Source organism: Neisseria sp. P0021.S006 (genome assembly GCF_051956895.1).
The window spans coordinates 1-1,705 of record NZ_JBQCWZ010000269.1 but is presented as its reverse complement, the minus strand read 5'-3'; the positions used below and the strand labels follow the sequence as shown (position 1 = coordinate 1,705).

Here is a 1,705-nt window from a genome sequence, read left to right as displayed (position 1 = left end):
TAATGGGCAATGAAGGCGAAGGCATGCGCCGCCTGACGCGCGAGCATTGCGATATGCTGGTATCGATTCCGATGTTTGGCACGGTAGAAAGCATGAACGTTTCCGTCAGCGCGGGCATGGTATTGAGCGAAACCCGCCGTCAACGGGTGTTGAAAGCAGAGAAATAACGCTTAGGTTTGTGAACAGAAAACGTCGTCTGAAAACCGGAAATTTGGTTTTCAGACGACGTTTGTTATAGGCGGATTAGCACCGTCATTCCCGCGCAGGCGGGAATCCATCGTAAAACTTGAGAAACCCTTATTTGAAAAACAGTTTCCGAATTTCAAAAATAGATTCCCGCCGTAGCCTGTCCTCGCGTAGGCGGGGGCGGGAATGACGACAACCGGTAAATTGCGTAACGAGAATAAAGTAACTTAGATATAGGTATTTTTTATTTGAATTTAGACTATTGACGGTTTAACTTCCTCCTACATAGCAAACGTCGTCTGAAAACCAGATTTCCAGTTTTCAGACGACGTTTTATTCAGAGGCTATTCTATTTATCCGACCATTTCATCGACTTTGCGTTGATAGCTTTTCAACAGCTCCGCCGAGCGGGCAAAGCGTTCGGCTTCATCGTTCAATGATGCGTACCGCACCTTGGCGGTTGACGACGGTCGGTACGCCGATATACACACCGTTTTGTCCGAACTCGCCTTCTAGCAAGGTGGAAACGGGCAATACGACGCCTTGATTGTGCAGGATGGCGTTGGAGATGCGGCTTAAGCCCATGCCGATGCCGTGGCTGGTCGTGCCTTTGGCGGCGATGACTTCGTAGGCGGCATTGCGCACGTTGTTATAGATTTTGTCCATACGCGCCTGCCCGTCTTCCGATTGTTCCAGCATCTTCTGAACCGACATACCGGCGATGTTGGCGGTGCTCCAAAGCGCAATGATGCTGTCGCCGTGTTCGCCGATCATCATGGCATCGACGCTCCAAGGCGCGACGTCGAACTCGTTGCCCAAGCAAACGCGGAAACGGGCGGAGTCAAGGATGGTGCCCGAGCCGATAACGCGCTCTTTGGGCAGGCCTGAGAAGCGCAGAACGGTATAAGACAGTACGTCCACAGGATTGGAGGCAACCAAGAAGATACCGTCAAAGCCGGAAGCCATGACTTTCGAAACGATGTCGTGGAAGATGCGCAGGTTTTTGTTGATTAAGTCCAAACGGGTTTCGCCGGGTGCCTGCGCCGCGCCCGCGCAAATACACACGATGTCTGCATCCGAACAATCATCGTAATCGCCGACGTAAATGCGTGCAGGCGAAGCGGCATAAGGCATTCCGTGGCGGAAGTCGCGCGCCTCGCCTTCAGCACGCGTGCGGTTGATGTCGATTAAAACCATATCGTCGCACAAGGCTTGGTTGAGCATGGAATAGGCGTAGCTGACACCGACCGCACCCAAGCCCACAACGACTACTTTGTTACCAACTTTTTTCATGTTTATTCCTGTTTGTTTGTGAATAGGAATTATTAATAACACTTGGACGGGATGGCGTCAAATTTCAGACGACCTCTACCCGCAGCACATCCACAATCAACTTAAACACATTCGAATGCCCGCGGCGGCTGGGGAGTAGAGGTAAAGCGGATCGTAAGTAATGGCGTATTCGGGGAAGAGCTCGACCAGTTGTCCCGAATGGAGTGCATCTGCCAAGCTCATACTG

1 protein-coding gene and 1 pseudogene are annotated in these 1,705 nt (G+C 51.6%); one reads left to right on the top strand and one right to left on the bottom strand.

The genetic code is table 11. The annotated features are described in order from the left end of the window. Positions 1-167: TrmH family RNA methyltransferase (locus tag ACTHUM_RS13225; protein WP_440403081.1), on the top strand; the 167-nt coding region annotated here is incomplete at its 5' end. A gap of 372 nt (positions 168-539) precedes the next feature. Here the strand turns inward: ACTHUM_RS13225 and ACTHUM_RS13220 are convergent. Continuing rightward, positions 540-1,479 (bottom strand): annotated as a pseudogene (locus ACTHUM_RS13220) (L-lactate dehydrogenase). Between the last annotated feature and the right edge of the window lie 226 nt (positions 1,480-1,705).